At 67.7% G+C, this 15,591-nt stretch carries 17 protein-coding genes; 11 read left to right on the top strand and 6 right to left on the bottom strand.

From position 1 onward, the window contains the following. Positions 1–4 precede the first annotated feature (4 nt). Both VMT40_RS36410 and VMT40_RS36405 read left to right on the top strand, forming a co-directional pair. Positions 5–460 carry a MarR family winged helix-turn-helix transcriptional regulator gene (locus VMT40_RS36410; protein ID WP_326364200.1) on the top strand — a complete coding sequence of 152 codons (456 nt, stop codon included), beginning with the start codon at positions 5–7 and terminating at the stop codon, positions 458–460. Between the two features lie 77 nt (positions 461–537). Beyond that, complete coding sequence (locus tag VMT40_RS36405) at positions 538–813, top strand: Lrp/AsnC family transcriptional regulator (protein ID WP_326313084.1); 276 nt, start codon at positions 538–540, stop codon at positions 811–813. A gap of 27 nt (positions 814–840) precedes the next feature. Here VMT40_RS36405 and VMT40_RS36400 read toward each other — a convergent pair whose 3' ends face one another. Continuing rightward, positions 841–1,149, bottom strand: a complete 309-nt coding sequence (locus VMT40_RS36400) for a hypothetical protein (RefSeq protein ID WP_326364199.1) — start codon at positions 1,147–1,149, stop codon at positions 841–843. A 107-nt stretch (positions 1,150–1,256) separates the two neighbouring features. Here VMT40_RS36400 and VMT40_RS36395 point away from each other — a divergent pair, with 107 nt between their 5' ends. Then, complete coding sequence (locus VMT40_RS36395) at positions 1,257–1,808, top strand: hypothetical protein (RefSeq protein WP_326364198.1); 552 nt, start codon at positions 1,257–1,259, stop codon at positions 1,806–1,808. On the opposite strand, the gene trpD is transcribed toward VMT40_RS36395, so the two are convergent. Together trpD and VMT40_RS36385 are read right to left on the bottom strand one after the other, a co-directional pair. After that, positions 1,805–2,860: an anthranilate phosphoribosyltransferase gene (gene trpD / locus VMT40_RS36390; RefSeq protein WP_326364197.1), complete on the bottom strand. Its 1,056-nt coding sequence runs from the start codon at positions 2,858–2,860 to the stop codon at positions 1,805–1,807. The two genes, VMT40_RS36395 and trpD, sit on opposite strands and share 4 nt — an antisense overlap. Before the next feature lie 23 nt (positions 2,861–2,883). Beyond that, positions 2,884–3,306 carry a hypothetical protein gene (locus VMT40_RS36385; RefSeq protein ID WP_326364196.1) on the bottom strand — a complete coding sequence of 141 codons (423 nt, stop codon included), beginning with the start codon at positions 3,304–3,306 and terminating at the stop codon, positions 2,884–2,886. A gap of 170 nt (positions 3,307–3,476) precedes the next feature. Here VMT40_RS36385 and ctaE point away from each other — a divergent pair, with 170 nt between their 5' ends. The 4 genes from ctaE to qcrB all read left to right on the top strand — a co-directional run bounded on the left by ctaE (position 3,477) and on the right by qcrB (position 7,797). Beyond that, positions 3,477–4,088, top strand: coding sequence for an aa3-type cytochrome oxidase subunit III (ctaE, locus tag VMT40_RS36380; protein WP_326313089.1), 612 nt, complete (start codon positions 3,477–3,479; stop codon positions 4,086–4,088). 84 nt (positions 4,089–4,172) lie between these two features. Further along, the gene (gene qcrC / locus VMT40_RS36375; protein WP_326313090.1) at positions 4,173–5,033 is read left to right on the top strand and encodes a cytochrome bc1 complex diheme cytochrome c subunit; all 861 of its coding nucleotides are present in this window, start codon (positions 4,173–4,175) and stop codon (positions 5,031–5,033) included. Continuing rightward, on the top strand, positions 5,030–6,178 hold the full coding sequence (qcrA, locus tag VMT40_RS36370; RefSeq protein ID WP_326313091.1) for a cytochrome bc1 complex Rieske iron-sulfur subunit: 1,149 nt from the start codon (positions 5,030–5,032) through the stop codon (positions 6,176–6,178). The genes qcrC and qcrA overlap by 4 nt, the downstream gene beginning before the upstream one ends. Continuing rightward, the gene (gene qcrB, locus VMT40_RS36365; protein ID WP_326364195.1) at positions 6,175–7,797 is read left to right on the top strand and encodes a cytochrome bc1 complex cytochrome b subunit; all 1,623 of its coding nucleotides are present in this window, start codon (positions 6,175–6,177) and stop codon (positions 7,795–7,797) included. Before qcrA ends, qcrB begins: the two co-directional genes overlap by 4 nt. A 74-nt stretch (positions 7,798–7,871) precedes the next feature. On the opposite strand, the gene VMT40_RS36360 is transcribed toward qcrB, so the two are convergent. Beyond that, a complete protein-coding gene (locus VMT40_RS36360; RefSeq protein ID WP_326364194.1) occupies positions 7,872–9,074 on the bottom strand; it encodes an oxygenase MpaB family protein in 1,203 nt (400 codons plus the stop codon). Between the two features lie 97 nt (positions 9,075–9,171). Between VMT40_RS36360 and VMT40_RS36355 the strand changes: the two genes are divergently transcribed. Both VMT40_RS36355 and VMT40_RS36350 read left to right on the top strand, forming a co-directional pair. After that, positions 9,172–10,242 (top strand): AraC family transcriptional regulator, encoded by a 1,071-nt coding sequence (locus VMT40_RS36355; RefSeq protein WP_326364193.1) that lies wholly within the window; start codon positions 9,172–9,174, stop codon positions 10,240–10,242. A gap of 50 nt (positions 10,243–10,292) precedes the next feature. Continuing rightward, on the top strand, positions 10,293–10,892 hold the full coding sequence (locus VMT40_RS36350; protein WP_326364192.1) for a Uma2 family endonuclease: 600 nt from the start codon (positions 10,293–10,295) through the stop codon (positions 10,890–10,892). On the opposite strand, the gene VMT40_RS36345 is transcribed toward VMT40_RS36350, so the two are convergent. Next, positions 10,889–11,530: a class I SAM-dependent methyltransferase gene (locus tag VMT40_RS36345; RefSeq protein ID WP_326364191.1), complete on the bottom strand. Its 642-nt coding sequence runs from the start codon at positions 11,528–11,530 to the stop codon at positions 10,889–10,891. The two genes, VMT40_RS36350 and VMT40_RS36345, sit on opposite strands and share 4 nt — an antisense overlap. Positions 11,531–11,592: 62 nt before the next feature. After that, positions 11,593–13,446, bottom strand: coding sequence for a DEDD exonuclease domain-containing protein (locus VMT40_RS36340; protein ID WP_442790119.1), 1,854 nt, complete (start codon positions 13,444–13,446; stop codon positions 11,593–11,595). On the opposite strand from VMT40_RS36340, the gene VMT40_RS36335 reads away from it, so the two are divergent. Together VMT40_RS36335 and VMT40_RS36330 are read left to right on the top strand one after the other, a co-directional pair. Next, complete coding sequence (locus tag VMT40_RS36335) at positions 13,436–14,386, top strand: SGNH/GDSL hydrolase family protein (protein WP_326364189.1); 951 nt, start codon at positions 13,436–13,438, stop codon at positions 14,384–14,386. The two genes, VMT40_RS36340 and VMT40_RS36335, sit on opposite strands and share 11 nt — an antisense overlap. A 496-nt stretch (positions 14,387–14,882) precedes the next feature. Further along, on the top strand, positions 14,883–15,512 hold the full coding sequence (locus VMT40_RS36330) for a C40 family peptidase (RefSeq protein ID WP_326364188.1): 630 nt from the start codon (positions 14,883–14,885) through the stop codon (positions 15,510–15,512). Positions 15,513–15,591: the final 79 nt, after the last annotated feature.

Genomic DNA, 15,591 nt, shown 5'->3' with positions numbered 1-15,591 from the left:
ATTCGTGTCCGACTTCCTGGACCTGCACGGCCGCACCTCGAAAGCCTTGCGCGCCTTGGCCGATCGCGATATGCGCCGTCACGGCCTGCACCTCGGCCAGAACCACGTGCTGGCCGTGCTGTGGGAACGCGACGGCCGCACGCCGGGGGAGATGGCCGCCGCCCTCAACGTCACCACCCCCACCGTCGTCAAGATGGCCACCCGCATGACCGCCGCGGGCCTACTCACCCGCCGCCGCGACGACCACGACAACCGCCTGGTCCGCCTCTGGCTCACCGACCGCGGCCGCGACCTCCGCGACCCCGTCGAAGCCGACCGAAAGGCCCTGTCGGACAAGGTCACCGCCGACCTCACCGACGCCGAGCGAAAACACCTGATGTCCGCCCTCGAGAAAATCCACCGCGCCGCAGCCACCCTCCTCGGCGGCCCCCTCGACCACACCGACTCGATCCCGGACTGATCATCCCGATCCCGGAGGGCCGCCGCGCTCGCCGCGGAGTGCCTCGGCGTGCGCGGCCATCACCTAGAGTTGGGCGCATGATTACCGCGATTGTGCTGATCTCGGCCGAGGTGGATCGGATTCCGGAGACCGCGGAGGAACTGGCCGATATCAAGGGTGTGGCTGAGGTTTACTCGTGCGCGGGGGATGTGGATCTGATCGCCGTGGTGCGGGTGCGCGACCATGAGGAGATCGCCGAGGTGGTGACGGGGCGGATCAACAAGACGCCCGGCGTGCTGCGCACCGCGACCCACATCGCGTTCAAGTCGTACTCGCGCGCGGATGTCGAGGCAGGCTTTTCGATCGGCGAATGAGCGCCGGAGTCAACGGGACCGCGCGGTTCAGCGGGTCTGCACCGACGCGCCCAGCGCGGTGCCGGTATGGCCGGGCTCGACAATGTGCGTGACGCCGCCCTTGCAGCCGGGGAACAGGTACACCCGGACCCGCTTGTCGGTCTCGTTGTCGACGTTCAGTCGGTGCGGGACACTGCGGATGGTCACGCAGTCGTCGGGATTGCCGTAATTGCGCCCGTCCACCGTCAGCGTGCCGGTGTCGGTGGCCTCCACGCGGGCCGTGTGCGCCGCGCTGACCGGGATGCCGATGCCTAGAAACACGGCCACCAGGCCGGGTAGCACCACTCCGTATCGCATGCCGGAAACTGTAACGCCGCCGTGACATCCGGCAAACGAAACACACAGCCGAGTGCTCCGAACTCTCAGGACACTCGGAGGAAAAAGTCCCCGGGAGGGCATTACCGATGTTCGTGAAGGTTTGCGGGCTGACCAGCGAAGAACAGATCGACTGGGCCGTCGAGCTCGGCTACTCGGCCATCGGCGTGGTCGGCACGACCAAGAGCAAGCGCTACCGCGAACCCGCCCGGGCCCGCGAGCTGGCGGCCTACGCGCGCGGGAAGATCCAGAGCTTCGTGGTGGCCTTCGACAGGTCCGAGGTCGCCGAGGTGATCGACGATTTCGACGTCATCCAGCTCTACCGCTGGACCGACCTGCCCAACCTGGCGTACTGCTCGGCGTCCGAACCGGATCCGGAGCAGGGCTACGAGTACTTCTTCTACGACGCCAGCACCGGCTCGGGCGTCTTCGCGGAATTCCCGGACTGGCTCGACAAGGTGCCCGGCAAGGTCGTGCTCGCCGGGGGTTTGAATGCCGAGAATGTCGCGGGCGTGATCGCGGCCCACCGGCCCTACGGCGTGGACGTGTCCAGCTCGGTCGAACTCGCGCCCGGCGTCAAGAGTTTCGACGCCATGCGCGAATTCATCGAAGCCACCAAAATGGCCACCAGGCTCGGCTAGTTCGAGCCCAACTCGTTCGAGACCGCGACCCAGCGATCCAGCAGGGCCGCGGCCGCACCGGAGTCGACCGTCTCGGCCACCCGCTTCAACGCCTCCGCCAGTTTCGCGTGCAGATCGAGCTCGACCTCCTCGGGCCGCAGATCGAAGGCCACCAGCGCCGCCGCCGAGTTCAACAGCACCGCGTCGCGCACCGGGCCCGGATCGCCCGCGAACATATTGCGGGCGATCACCGCGTTCATTTCCGCGTCGCCGCCGCGCAGCGCCTCCGGATTCACCCGCTCGATGCCGAGTTCGGTTGGGTCGACGGTGGTTTCGTGGGTGAGACCGCCCGCGACCACCCACACGTCGGTGGTGTCGGCGGTGGTGATCTCGTCCAGGCCGTCATTGCCGCGCACCACCAGCGCCGAGGCCCCGCGACCGGCGAACACGCCCGCAATCACCGGCACCAGATCCGGGAAGGCGCAACCGATCAGACCCGCGCGCGGCTGCGCCGGATTGGTCAGCGGGCCCAGGATATTGAAGACCGTCGGAATCCCGATCTCACCGCGCGCCTGACTGGCGTAGCGCAGCGCCGGATGGAACACCGGCGCGAAACAGAAACCGATCCCGGCCTGGCGCACGCATTCGGCCACCGACTCCGGCCCCAGCGCGATCTTCACGCCCAGCGCCTCGAGCACGTCCGCGCCGCCGCTCTTGGACGACGCCGCCCGGTTGCCGTGCTTGACGACCGGAATCCCGGTGGCCGCCACCACGATCGAGGACATGGTGGAAATGTTCACACTGCCCGACCGGTCACCGCCGGTGCCGACGATATCGACCGCCGGGGCGTCGACGCTGACCCGGCGCGCGTGCGCGAGCATGCCCTCGGCCAGGCCGCCCAGCTCGGCGGGGGTCGGGCCCTTCATCTTCAGGGCCACGCCGAAGGCCGCGATCTGCGCGGAGGTGGCGTTGTCGGTGAAGATCTCGTTCATGGCCCACGCGGCCTCATCCGAGGACAGATCGTTGCCGTCGGTGAGGGTGCCGAGAATTTCTCGCCAGCTGCGCGCGCTCATGGGGGCAAGCCTAATCGGCGGGGCTAGTTCTTATTGCCCGGACCGGCGGCGGGCTGCAACGCATCCCAGCCCAGGGCGTCGCCGTCGTGGCGCTGCGCGAGACCGGCCATGCGCGAACGCTCCTGGGAACAGTGCAGGGCGTCGAGGATCTGAATGCGCTGCAAGACCAGCTTGGCGGGGTCCGAGTCCGATACCGACGCAGTGTTATAGCCATCCTGCGCGGCAATGACTTGCACCGCATTCACCTGGGCGGCGGGAACCCGGAGGTGGTGCCGGAGGACTACTGGTTGGTCAGCGGTCCAGTCCAAGGCCTTGCCCAGGGCCGCCGAACAGGCTTCGGCGTCATCGAAACTCGACGCCACCACGACCAGATCCGGGCGTGCCGGATCCAGTTCCGTTGTCCCGCTCCGCCCAACCAGTCGCCGCCACCACGTTTTCACACTCATAACGCCCTCTCAGCACAGCTCAGCTTCCTCTTACCTGCGCAATCTAGGCTCCACCGTGACACGCCGAGAGCCCCCGCGAGACGCTCGCTCGCCCTGGGCTTTCCGACACGTACGACGAACTTTCGTACCCCGCTACGCCTGTCGTACTACGACAAGTCATACTTACCGGCGTGACGACCGCAGTAGGGACCCCAGGATCGGCCATTACCCAGCGTGTGCATTCGCTGAACCGGCCCAACATGGTCAGCGTCGGTACCATCATCTGGCTGTCGAGCGAGCTGATGTTCTTCGCGGGCCTGTTCGCCATGTACTTCGTTGCTCGCGCGCAGGCCCACGGCAACTGGCCGCCGGAGCCGACCGAGCTGAACATGAAGCTCGCCGTGCCGGTGACCGCGGTGCTGATCGCCTCGTCGTTCACGTGCCAGATGGGCGTGTTCGCGGCGGAGAAGGGCGACGTCTTCGGCCTGCGCCGCTGGTACCTGCTGACCTTCCTGATGGGTGCGTTCTTCGTCGGTGGCCAGGCCACCGAGTACCACGCCCTGTACTCGGAGGGCACCTCGATCTCCAGCAGCGTGTACGGCTCGGTGTTCTTCATCACCACCGGTTTCCACGGTCTGCACGTCATCGGCGGTCTCATCGCGTTCATCTTCCTGCTGGTGCGCACCAAGCTCAGCAAGTTCACCCCGGCGCAGGCCACGGCGGCGATCGTCGTCTCCTACTACTGGCACTTCGTCGACATCGTCTGGATCGGCCTCTTCGCCACGATCTACTTCGTCCGCTAGCCCGGACGCGCCGAGCGCCCCAGCCCCGCGCCCGGCAGCCACAAGCTTGTACAAGTCGGTTCCGTCTACTCCAAAGGGACACAGATGAGTTCATCTCCCCCGTCAGCGCCAGATCCCGAGGGGATCGGCCAGGCCACCAAGATCCGCAAGCAGCGCCGCACACGGCGCAAGCTGGTCGGCGGTCTGGTCCTCCTGATGGGCCTCGTCGGAGCCGGATTCGCGGCGTCGGCCCTGACCCCGCAGGCTCAGGTCGCGACCGCCAAAGAGGACCAGTCCGCGCTCATTCGCGAGGGCAAGCAGATCTACGACACCTCCTGCGTCACCTGCCACGGTGCCAACCTGCAGGGCGTCCAGGATCGCGGCCCCAGCCTGATCGGCGTCGGTGAGGCCGCGGTCTACTTCCAGGTCTCCACCGGCCGCATGCCCGCCGCCGCCAATGGCGCCCAGATCGTCCGCAAGCCCCCGAAGTTCGACGCGCACCAGACCGATGCGCTCGGCGCGTACGTCGAGTCCCAGGGCGGCGGCCCGACCGTGCTGCGCGACAGCAATGGCGAACTGGCCTCGGAGTCCATCATCGAGGGCCGCGACCTCGGCCGCGGCGGCGAGCTGTTCCGCATGAACTGCGCGTCCTGCCACAACTTCACCGGCAAGGGCGGCGCGCTGTCCTCCGGCAAGTTCGCGCCGCCGCTGGAACCGGCCACCGAGCAGCAGATCTACCTGGCCATGCTCACCGGCCCGCAGAACATGCCGAAGTTCTCCGACCGGCAGCTGACGCCGGAGGAGAAGAAGGACATCGTCGCCTACATCAAGGACCGCATGGAGACCAAGTCCGAGGGCGGCTACGGCCTCGGCGGCTTCGGTCCCGCGACCGAGGGTCTGGCGATCTGGGTCGTCGGCATCGTGGTCCTGGTCGGTTCCGCGATGTGGATCGGTTCCCGGTCATGAGCGAACAGGAGCGAAACAGCATGGGGGACAACCCCACCGAACCCACCGAAGAGCAGCTCGACGCCATGTCACAGGCCGAGCTGGTCAAGCTCGGCACCGAGCTCGACGGCGTCGACGTCGCCTACCGCGCCCCGCGCTGGCCGGTCGAGGGCACCCGGGCCGAGAAGCGCGCCGAGCGCCGCGTGGCCCTGTGGTTCGGCATCTCCGCCATCTCGGCCGCCGCGCTCATCGGCATCTACCTGTTCTGGCCCTGGGAGTACAAGGGTCGTCACCAGGACGGTAATGCGCAGTACACGCTGACCACCCCGCTGTACGGCATCACGCTCGGCATCGCCGTGCTGGCCATCGGCATCGCGGTCGTGCTGATCCGCAAGCACTTCATCCCCGCCGAGATCTCCATCCAGGACCGCCACGACGGCAAGTCCTCCGAGGTCGACCGCCGCACCCTGGTCGCCGAGCTGTCCGACGCGCTCGAGACCTCCACCCTGGGCCGCCGCAAGCTCATCACCCGCACCGCGGGCCTGGGCGCGGGTCTGCTCGGCGTGGGCGCGCTGTTCGTCTTCGTCGGCGGCATGATCAAGAACCCGTGGGCCAAGGGCGACAAGTCGCCGCTGTGGGTCTCGGGCTGGACCCCGGACTACCCGGGCGAGACCGTCTTCCTGCGCCGCGACACCGGCCGTCCCGAGGACATCGTCCTCGTCAAGCCGGAGGATCTGGACGCGGGCGCCATGGAAACCGTCTTCCCCTGGAAGGAATCCTGGCGCGGAGACGAGAAGAAGACCCTCGAGTCGCTGCGTGGAATCCGCAACGCGGTCATGCTGATCCGCCTGCGCACCCACGACGCCGAGCACGCCATCAAGCGCAAGGGCCAGGAGAGCTTCAACTACGGCGACTACTTCGCCTACTCGAAGATCTGCACCCACCTCGGCTGCCCCACCTCGCTGTTCGAGCAGCAGACCAACCGAATCCTGTGCCCCTGCCACCAGTCGCAGTTCTCGGCGACCGAGTGGGGTAAGCCGGTCTTCGGTCCGGCCGCGCGTGCGCTGCCGCAGCTGCCGATCACCGTCAACGCCGATGGCTACCTGGTCGCCCAGCACGACTTCATCGAGCCCCTCGGCCCGGCCTACTGGGAGCGTCGTTCATGAGCCCGAGCAAAGCGGCCGTGCAGGCCAACGAAATCGACGAACGCTACCGGGTAGCGGCCTTCGCCAAGCGGTCGATCAACAAGGTCTTCCCGACCCACTGGTCGTTCCTGCTCGGTGAGATCGCGCTGTACGCGTTCATCATCCTGCTGCTGTCGGGTATCTACCTGACGCTGTACTTCGACCCGTCCATGTCGGAGACCGTGTACCAGGGCGCCTACCAGCCCCTGCGCGGTGTCACCATGTCGCGGGCCTACGAGACCGCGCTGAACATCTCCTTCGAGGTGCGCGGCGGTCTGTTCGTGCGCCAGGTGCACCACTGGGCGGCACTGCTTTTCGCGTCGTCGATCATCATCCACCTGTTCCGCATCTTCTTCACCGGCGCGTTCCGCAAGCCGCGTGAGGCGAACTGGGTGATCGGCTCGCTGCTGCTGATCCTGGCCATGTTCGAGGGCTTCTTCGGCTACTCGATCCCGGACGACCTGCTCTCCGGTACCGGTCTGCGCGCCGCCTTCGGCGGTATCACCATGGGTATCCCGGTGATCGGCACCTGGATGCACTGGCTGATCTTCGGCGGTGACTTCCCGGGCACCATCATCATTCCGCGCCTCTACATCGCGCACGTGCTGCTGCTGCCGGGCATCATCCTGGCGCTGATCGCCGCGCACGTGGCGCTGGTGTGGTACCAGAAGCACACCCAGTTCCCCGGACCGGGCCGCACCGAGAAGAACGTCGTCGGCGCGCGCATCATCCCGGTGTTCGCCGCCGACCAGGGCGCGTTCTTCGCCTTCACCCTGGGCGTCGTCGCGATCATGGGTGGCGTGTTCCAGATCAACCCGATCTGGAACCTGGGTCCCTACAACCCGTCTCAGGTCTCCGCGGGTTCGCAGCCGGACTTCTACATGATGTGGACCGACGGCATGGCGCGTCTCATGCCGCCGTGGGAGCTGTACCTGGGCCGCTACACGGTGCCCGCGCCGTTCTGGGTCGCCCTGATCATGGGTCTGGTGTTCACCGTGCTGATCGCCTACCCGTGGATCGAGAAGCGCCTCACCGGCGACACCGCTCGCCACAACCTGCTGCAGCGTCCCCGCGACGTGCCGGTCCGCACCGCCATCGGTGCCATGGCCATCGCGTTCTACATGGTGCTGACCCTGGCGTGTGTCAACGACATCCTGTCGCTGAAGTTCGACATCTCGCTGAACGCCACCACCTGGTTCTTCCGCATCGCGCTGCTGCTGGCCCCGCCGATCGCCTACTTCGCCGCCTACCGGTTCTGCATCGGTCTGCAGCGTTCTGATCGCGCGGTCCTCGAGCACGGCATCGAAACCGGTGTCATCAAGCGCCTCCCGCACGGCGAATACATCGAGGTGCACCAGCCCCTGGGCCCGGTCGACTCCCACGGCCACCCCATCCCGCTGGAATACCAGGGCGCTCCGGTACCCAAGAAGATGTCCAAGCTGGGTTCGGCGGGTGCCCCCGGCACCGGCTCGTTCCTCCGCGCCGACCCCGCGTCGGAGCAGGAACAGAACGTGGCCATCGCCCACGAGGAAGAGCACAACATGCTCGCCGCCCTCGAATCGGCCCAAAACGCCGCCAAGGGCACCCAGTCCGATCACTGACCGGACAGTTCGTCACAAGGCAAGGCCCCGAGTCGATTCCGACTCGGGGCCTTCCCCATTCCCGGAGGCGTTGTTCAGGATCTGGGAGTGACGGCGTCGCGGGGGTCTACCGGGGCGGCGGCAGCCTTCATGGCGTCCAGGGCGGCGGAAAGGACACGGCGTTGTGTCTCGGCGATGTGCTGGTCGGAGCCGAGTCTGCCGGTGCGGCGCAGGAATTCGCGGGCGCGGGCGAGTTGGCGCAGGGTCAGGATCAGGGGGTGATTGCGGGGCGGGGTGCCGTCGGGGTCGGAGTAGGCGGTGACGATGCGGCCGGTACCGCCCCAGACGAGGGTGGAGATCGCCGGGCGCAGCACGGGTGCGGTGAGCCGCTGGAGCGGTTGGGGGAGTAGACGTTCGGGGTGCAGGCCGGTGCGCAACAGGGCTCGGGTGAGGGTCTCGGTGTCCGCGTCGGGTGGGGCGAAGACGAGAGTGGCGGCGCGGGTGATATTCCCCGCGTCCTCGACGGAGTGCGCGAGCAACTCCTCGGGCACGCCCATGAGATGGCCGATCCAGCACCACAATTGGCGGACCGCGTCGATCTCGTCGCCGGTCAGGGGCATGTCGAACAGGTCGAACATGGCCAGCGGCATGAGCAGAAAGCCGTTCGCCGTGACGGCCATGCCGGTGGTGTGGATGGGGTCGCCCCAGGCTGGGCGCTGCCATTCACCGCTGGTGCGGAGGTGGCGGCGAACCATGGCGTGCACGAAGCGGATTCGGATGGTGGCGTCGAAACCGGTGCCGCCCGGGGTGAGCGTGCCCGGGTCGGTGGCGGACAGGACCCAGCGGGAGGTCTCCTCGTAGCGGCGGGCGGCCATGGTCTCGGAGCGAGAGTTCAAGGCCTGCGGTTTGTTCAGGTCGCCGAAGGCGTAGGCGGTCATCAGGGTCCCGCCGAGGCCGATGATGACGGCGGGGGCGAAACGCCACCACAGTTGTGCTCCCCGGCGCACCTGGTCGGGATCGAACCACTTCGGGGGATTCATCAGGGGAGTCAGCAACTCGCGCAAGGAGTCCGGTGCGCCGGGCGGACTGGGGTCGCGGTCGCGCAGGGCGCGGGCGAGGAGTCGCCAGCCGGTGCCGCGGCCCAGGGTCGCGAAATCCTCGACGACCGTGTCGATCACGGTGTCGGTCCGGAACATTCCGCGCACTACCCGGTCGACCGCGTCGTCCGGGACATACGCCCGGGCTCGATCGATGCGCTCCGACCGGGTGGCGTCGAACGGGATCGTCGCTGCGGTCATGGTTTCCCCTCTCCTCGAAGTCCTGAAATCGACCGTATGCAGCGGCTATTCGTGCTGACAGGTGACAACCCGACCGGTTCTTGTTAGCTTTCGCCATATGGGGGAGCCGGTACGGCCGTCGCGATGGGAGATCGCGCGCCCGGCGGTGTCGACGCGGTATCTGCTCGACACTGGGCACGCGCATGGACTGTCGACGGAGGAGCTGTTGGCCGGAACCGGTTTGCGGCTCGCCGATCTCGAGGAGTCGGCGGCGGTAGTGTTGCCCGGTCAGGAATTACGCGTCATTCGAAACCTGCTGGCAGGGGGCGATGACGCGCGCCTGCTCGGGTTCGAGACGGGAATGCGGTATTCGCTGACCAGCACCGGGATGCTCGGTTACGCCATGCTGTCGAGCGCGACCGTGCGTGAGGCGCTGCGACTGCTCCGGCGATTCGTCGAATTGACCTCCGACTTCTTCGATGTCACCTTCACCGAGTCCACAGCGGGCCTGCTGGTGGAGGTCGGCGACGGCGAGGTGCCCGTAGACGTCCGGCCGTTCCTGCTGGTCCGGGACCTGGTCTCGGGCTTCCGGGTGGCATCGCTGCTGCTCTCACCGGCCGCGCTGGAACTGATCGAGGAGATGACCGATCCGGTCCGTCTCGAGCTCACCGCCACCGAGGAATCCGACTACCTCGATGCCGCCCGCGCACTGGTCGGGCCGTACGGCATCCAGATCGCCATCGAATTCGACGCGCCCCGAAACGCTTTCACCATTCCGGCCGCGTTCCTCGACCGCCCGACCCCGGCGCCGGACCCGCACACCGCCGCCCTGTGCATCCAACAATGCGAGGCCCTCCTGGACGAACGGGTCCGCTTCACCGGCACCACCGCCCAAGTCAGACACCTCCTACTGCGCCACCCGGCCCAGATGCCCACCCTCACAGAGGTAGCCCGCGACCTGTCCATGTCCGACCGCACCCTCCACCGCCGACTAGCCGACGAGCACACCACCTTCCGCGCCATCCTCACCCAGGTCCGCCAACTCCTGGCCACCGAACTCCTGGCCCAGGGCCTCACCGTCGAAGCCGTCTCCCGCCGCCTCGGCTACTCCGACCCCGCCGCCTTCACCCACGCCTACCGGCGTTGGTTCGGCCACCCACCCAGCCGCGCCAACGGCTTTCCCCGTTAGCGCGATCCCGTTCGTGGCCCGATGCGGGGTGGGCTGCAATGATGTTCGGTATGAGTGCTCGCGACGAGCAGGACGAACTGCGTGTGACCGCTGAGCAGTTCGCCGACGGAGCGACGTCCGGGCTCGGCGATATCGAGATCGTGGACGGTCGCGTTGTCCGGATGATGGCTCAGAGCCCGCTACACAGCCGAGTCGTGAGGCGGCTAGCGGGCTTGCTCGAGGCGGCCCGGCGCGATGGCGGTCCGTGCATGGTGGTGGACTCCGATGTCGCCGCGCGCTTCGCCGATGCCGAGACTGCAGCGGTGGATCGCCGTCTGAACATTCGCTACCCCGACATCTGGATTCGCGACTGCGAGCCCTACGACGTCAACACGGTCCGCGAACATCTCCTGCTCATCGTGGAAGTGACCTCGGAATCGACCATCGATACCGATATCAACGACAAGCGAATCCAGTACGCAATGGCGGGCGTTCCCTACTATCTGATCGTCCGGCTGGACCAGAAGGAAGACCGCATCGAGGAAATCGAGGAGTACCGCCTCGATTGGTCAGGCCGCCGCTACCGCGCCCACGACGTCCATCGACGTGTGCTGCTGCTGGACGAACCCGTGGAGGCGACCATCCCGTTCGACATCCTGGAACAGGCTTAACGACTGAACCTGAGGCTCTGAGGCTGTGGGTCAGCGGGGGATGGTTTGGTCCAGGTCAGGGAGTAGCGCCAAAGGATATGGCGGCGGTAGTGGACGCCGGGGAGGATTTCGGACGCTGTGCGGCGGGCCTGGGCGTAGGTTTCCGGTGGGGGCCAGACCACTGGGGATGGGTGGGCCCACTGGGAGCGGAAGAGGCGGTCCTTGAAGCTGGTTAGGAGGGCTGCGGCTTCCCAGGGGAGGTCTGCGGGGAAGGTGTTGCGGGCCATGCCGATTAGGGCGAGGGTGCCGTTTGGGCGGAGGAGGTCCTTCATTCGGGTGAGGGCCTTGACGGTGTCCATGTGGTGGAGGGTGGCGATGGAGACTATGGCGTCGAAGGATTCGGGGGCGAAGGGGTGGTCGAGGAAGTTGGCCTGGAGGTAGGTGATGTCGCCCTCGGGGGATTGTTCGCGGGCTAGGTCGATGCTGTGGGGATCGAGGTCGATGCCGGTCACCTCGGCGCCGGTGCGGCGAATTCGCCTGGCCAGCATGCCTTCTCCGCAGCCGACATCGAGCACATTCTTCGCGCCTGCTACCGCGGCGGCCACGAAGGAGTGGTATTCGATGTTGTGGTTCCAGCGGTCGACGTCGGGAACGTACATCCCGCCATTCTGCCGTCGGGCACGGGCTGCCGCCCCTTGCGGGCCGTAGCGTTCTTCGCGCGCTAGGACTCGGGGGAGGGTGGGGGGTCGGTGAGGTGGGCTGCGGCTTCGGCGCGGGTGGCCCAGGCGAGCCAGGGGCCTGCGCCTAGGCGGGGTTCGGCGTAGCCGTCGGTGGTGCGGACTATGCGGGTGCCGGGTTGTTCGAGCCAGCGGACCAGAAGGCCTGCCTCCTCTGGGAGTGCGCCTCGGAGTGGGGGATAGGCCGGGTCGGTGTCGGAGCCACCCAGGCGGGGTGGGATGACTGTTTCGGCGGAGGCGGTGAGGCGGTCTACGACGGGCATGGGGGAGATGCCACGGATCGCCGTGCCTGCGGCGGCCAGGCGGGCGTGGCGGATGATGGCGAATTCCCAGCCGCCCGCGCCGTCGGGGTGGGCGGCTACCAGTTCGGGGATGGCGGCGAGGGCGGCGAGGCGTTGGGTGCGGCGGAGGGCTCGGATCACCGCTACCGTGCGGTCGCGGAGGCGGGCGGCGGACTCGAAATGTTCTGCGGCGGAGAGGGTTTCGAGTTTTGCGGCGATGATGCGGAGGAGGGTGTCGTCGGTGCCGGAGAAGAGTGCGCGGATCGCCTCGGGGGCTCGTTCGTATTCCTTTATATATAGGGGGCTGTTTTGGGCGCTCGCGGGGCAAGCTCCGACCACGGCGGGCTGGCACTCGTGGCGGCCGTCGCGGGGGATGCGGGTGGTGCAGGTGCGCAGGCCCGCCTGCTCGGCGAGGGTGGCGGCGATCTCCTGGGCGTCGGTGCGGGAGGTGAACGGGCCCAGGGCGTCCCGGGTGGGGGTGCGGGAGACGGCGAAGCGGGGGAAGGGCTCGTCGGTGAGGGTCAGCCACCAGGCGCGCTGGGGGAATTTGGAGCGGCGGTTGTACGGCGGGGTGTGGGCGAGCAGCAGGCGGAGCTCGCGGACGCCCGCCTCCAGTCCGTGCGCGCACTCGACATGGTCGACCCGGGTGGCCAGCTGCACCATCTCGCGCATGCGCGGGCGGGTATCGGAACCGGTGAAGTAGTTGCGGACGCGGCGGCGCAGATTCACCGCCGTCCCTATATAGAGGACTTCGTCCGACGGGCCGCGGAACAGATACACGCCCGGCGTGGCCGGAAGGTCCGCGGCCATCACGCGTTTGGCGCGTTGACGGCGCGTCACCTCGGGCAGATAGTCGAGCAGCTCGGTGAGACTCTGCACCCCTTGATTGCCCACCCGCGCGATGAGCGCGTGCAGCACGTCCACGGTCGCGCGGGCGTCATCGAGGGCGCGGTGCGTCGGCCGGGTCTCCGCGCCCAGCAGCTGCGCCAGGTACCAGAGCTTGGCCGAGGGCGCCTCCTCCTTGGGCAGCACCCGCCGCGCCAGCTGCACCGTGCACACCGTTTGGAAAGCGGGCCACGGCAATTCGCACTTCGCGGCCGCGGCCTTCAGGAACCCGACATCGAATCGGGCATTGTGGGCGACCAGCACCGCGCCGCGCGCGAACTCCAGAAACCCGGGCAGCACCTGTTCGATGCGGGGCGCGTCCACCACCATGGCCGTCGTGATCCCGGTGATCTGCACGATCTGCGGCGGAATCGCGCAACCGGGGTTGACGAGCGTCGCGAACTCGCCGAGCACCTCGCCCCCGCGCACCTTCACCGCACCGATCTCGGTGATCGAATCACCCTCGGGGCTGGTGCCGGTGGTCTCGAGATCGACCACCACGAACGTCGTGTCGTAGAGCGGGGTTTCGAGCTCATCGAAGGCCAGCTGCGCGGCCGGATCCGATCTCGAAGACACGGACGGCAAGCGTAGGCGCAGGGTCCGACAAGCCGGGTCGATTCCCGCGCGCGAGGGTGCCGGTGCTCGCGGACGGGGCCTGCGGGTGCTGGCCATCGAAGATTTCCCGGACCGTCACCCTTCGCTCACCGGGCGTGAGCCGATCGCGGTGATCGTGAAGGATATGAACGCGGTGGAACGCGCTGACCAGGATGTTCGTGGCTTCGAAGGCTCCGGATCGGCTTGGCGCGCACGCAGTCTCGTGGTGCTGGGCGATTCGACCGCCGTCGGCATCGGGGATCCGCTACCGGGCGGCGGCTGGCGCGGTGTCGGGCCATTGCTGGCGGAGGCCTTGGGCGGGAACGAGATCCGGTACACGAATCTGTCGTTCATCGGGGCCCGGATGGCCTGCGTGCGCGAGCGGCAGCTGGCCGCGGCGGTGCGGTCCCGGCCGGATGTGGCGCTGCTGCTGGTCGGCATGAACGACACCCTGCGCTCGAACTTCGACCCCGCGGGCATGCGCGCCGATCTCGAGCACGTGCTGTCGAGCCTGGCCGCCGTCGGCACCGTCGTGGTGACCGTCCGATTCCACGACCACGGCAAGATCTTTCGCATCCCCGGTCCGCTGCGGCGGGCGCTGCGGCAGCGGATCACCGCCCTCAACGCGGTGATCGACGCGGCCGCGGCCCGGCACGGCGCGCGCTGCGTCGATATCGACCTGCTGCCGGGCGCGTACGACCTGCGGCTGTGGAGCGTCGATCGACTGCACCCCTCCGAGCTGGGACACCGGGTGCTGGCCGAGGCGTTCACCGAGCTGCTGGCCGACGAGGGCTGCCTGATCCCGTATCCGGTGAGCCTGGTGTGCTCCGGCGGCCGCGAGGTGAGCACCGTCGGGCACCTGGGCTGGCTGGTTGCGCGGGGAATCCCCTGGTTGGTCCGGCGCAGCCGCGATCTGCTGCCGTACGTCGCCCTGATCCTGCTGCGCTGGGCGCTGGGCCTGGAGACCGAGGAATCCCCCGGTCACGGCGCGATTCAGCCCACCTGGGGAAATGTCTGAATATAAGGTCGAGATTCTCGAGCTGAAATCCCCGAATTGCTGGAATATGCCAGATTGTGACCAGGGTCACTTTGATTCGGATTGTGGATCAATTCTGAGGAAGCGGCCGGTCGGTACGAATCGGCGGCCGCCGTGTGCTGCCCCGCTGTCCTGCGGTCGGGCGTGTCGATCAAGCGTGTCGCAGATCCCCAGGTCGCGGGCCATGGCTCTGACCTTGTGTTATGCGGAATCCCTCCAGGTGGAGAGGGCCTCGAGCCCGCCGGATCTACCGGACGGTAGCCGCTGGGACGCTCTCTCGAAAACGCCCGCCGTTATTGTTTCGTGATTGCTGTGACTTTTGTCGCACCGAAATAGGCCCGCGTAACAATTTCGGTTCACGGACCGACCGCCTCGGCTTTACAAAGCACCGTTATGTGCTCGTAATCTTCCTGAGACCTCGCGGAGTCCGACGCACCCCACCGGGTGCGGTCGCGGGGCAGATTGGAAGTACCTCACCATGGCGACCACCTCCACCCAGCGACAGGTCCGGGGCATCCAGCGCACCGCGCGCCGTGCCGCCGCGGCCGGAGCCGTCGGCGCTGCCACGCTGAGTGCGCTGCTGCTGCCCGCTACTCCCGCGTCGGCGCAGCCGGTCAACACCCCGGTCGGCGTCTTCGACGTCCCCGACCAGATTCAGCTCCCGGCCATTCCCGGTGCCCCGGCGTCCATCCCGGTGAACATCCCCGAGATCCCGGGCATCGTCACCCCGCAGGGCCCCGGCCCGGGCGCCCCGGCCCCGCAGAACAATGTGCACCAGGCCGCGGTCGACGCCGCCCTGAGCCGCATCGGCGATCCGTATGTGTACGGCGCCTCGGGCCCGAACGCCTTCGACTGCTCGGGTCTGGTCCAGTGGTCCTACGCGCAGGCCGGTGTCAGCCTCCCGCGCACCAGCTACGAGCAGGCCGGTGCCGGTACCCCGGTCTCCTACGACGATCTGCAGCCGGGCGACGTGGTGTCGTTCTACGGCGGCAGCCACTCCGGCATCTACATCGGCGACGGCAATGTCGTGCACGCCTCGACCGCCGGGCAGCCGGTCGCCATCGCGTCGATCTCCTCGATGCCGTTCGCGGGCGCGGTCCGCGTCTGATTCGACCTGGATTCCGAAGCGGCGACCGTAATGGTTCCGTGGCCTGCTGGACACAACCGGTCGCCGTTTCGTAATCTTA

The organism is Nocardia sp. CDC160, from assembly GCF_035818795.1.
Lineage (GTDB): Bacteria > Actinomycetota > Actinomycetes > Mycobacteriales > Mycobacteriaceae > Nocardia.
Note: the sequence above shows the minus strand (reverse complement) of the source record. Positions and strands in the feature narration are given on the sequence as shown.